This is a genomic window from Prevotella sp. HMSC073D09 (assembly GCF_001814145.1).
GTDB classification, from domain to species: domain Bacteria; phylum Bacteroidota; class Bacteroidia; order Bacteroidales; family Bacteroidaceae; genus Prevotella; species Prevotella conceptionensis.
On sequence record NZ_KV815146.1, the window covers coordinates 2075 to 3719 of the forward strand.

The window sequence follows — 1645 nt, forward strand, 5'->3', positions numbered from 1 at the left end:
GCTGTTTCTCTATCTGCAGCATGCGGGCGGCATAATCGCGCTGCCCGGCCGTTCCTTGGTCATTCATTACTATCGTAGCTTATCTTTTATACCTTTTAAATTTTCCTGACTCATACTTAAATGCAATAGACTCTTTGAAAACAAATAATGTATCATCATTTAATTGAGGAGATTCTTTTTTTAGATGAAGTTGGGCATTTATTGGTTTAATAAATAAATCTATGACATCATTGTTTACATTCCTGTTAAGTAAATAAAAGAATGTTCCATTCATAAGTATACAGCCCTTTATTTCAACTCCTATACCCCAAAAGAAATCTAAACCTAAATATTGGTCAATAATATCATTATGAGAGTCTGTATGTGAGAGTATCAGATAAATGTCATTATCCTGTTTCTGAAAAGATAAAACATATATTCCCGAAATACATTTCTCGTCATTGGTAATAGAATCGATTATGATAGATAATGAATTATTTGTTGCACAATATAATGGAATAGAAGCTCCTATACCGTTTTTACCTCTTACTAAAGAGTACGAAGTAAGACAAATCATTATACAAATTATTCGATACATATATCTATCGTTTTTGAGGTGGAACAACAACTTCATTCAATACCCCGGGTATATCATATTGGTCAAAACTTTTATATTCTATTCTATTGTAAATTTTTAATTCAATATTAGGATAGATACTTTTGGCATCTTTTGCGAATTTTATATCTCCCGGAGAATAACCTACACTCTCTGGAAGGTGTGAATGTATAGCATAATCAATAGTAAAATTATAATTATTTTTATATTTCTCAAATGTATATCTCATTCCTACTTCTGACCCCTCTTTATGTGAGGTTGAAATAAGATTGAAACTCGTATTGTCCTTTGAAGAGACTTTTGTATTAGACCATTCTACATCTGAGTTTTTTGCGAGAAACTCAAAAATATTAGATGCTATTTGCTCATCATCAACTGTATATAAATCAAACTCATACGTAGATATTTTATTCCCGTCGGCATCCTTTGATGTTCTACCTTGCACTTGTGTGGTAGTTTTACTCTCATTAAAGGACTTTGGCACATCAATCTTTGTGTTTTTATCTATTCCTCCTTGTCCATCATATGCAAAAATGGTATTAAAGTCATTGCTATTTTCTTCTATAAGTTTAATTTCTCCATCAAGATTCAATATACAATCATTTTTTCCATTGGGATCTATTAAATTGATGGGATTATTATGACAATAAATATATGGACTAATTTCTGGATACTTCTCCGCCAATGGGTCTACCCCCAGCCACATGGAGATTTTGGGATCCATGTATCTGGCTCCGTAATAGTATAAACCAGTTTCTTCGTCTAATTCCTTGCCGTTGAACTTATACGGCATCTCCTCCGTAGACGAGTGTTCGTCAACGAGCAGTTCGCCATAAGGCAGGTAGGCATCGAACTGGGTGATGTTGGCCTTGGCATCGGTGATGTAGGAGGTGCTGCCGAGGTGGTCACTATGATAGAAGAAGATTTCCTCGGTGGTGGTCGTGTCGGCAGGGACATAGCCATACCCTGGCTGGGCATTGTCTGGATCTTCGGGCTTGTTCCATTGGATGGGTGGGCCGGGAACATCTCCTTTCTTGTTGAACTTCGGTC

General features: G+C 35.8%; 2 protein-coding genes. Both read right to left on the minus strand.

Going from position 1 to position 1645, the window contains the following annotated elements:
• Nucleotides 1-79: 79 nt before the first annotated feature.
• Nucleotides 80-577 (minus strand): hypothetical protein, encoded by a 498-nt coding sequence (locus HMPREF2955_RS14065; protein ID WP_139145575.1) that lies wholly within the window; start codon nt 575-577, stop codon nt 80-82.
• A 4-nt stretch (nt 578-581) separates the two neighbouring features.
• Nucleotides 582-1645, minus strand: a 1064-nt coding sequence (locus HMPREF2955_RS15435; protein WP_305775582.1) for an RHS repeat-associated core domain-containing protein, incomplete at its 5' end; no start/stop codon positions are given.

Excerpts from the sequence above, each read along its gene's own strand:
- HMPREF2955_RS14065 (WP_139145575.1), bottom strand. The coding sequence starts at position 577 with ATGTATCGAATAATTTGTATAATGATTTGTCTTACTTCGTACTCTTTA.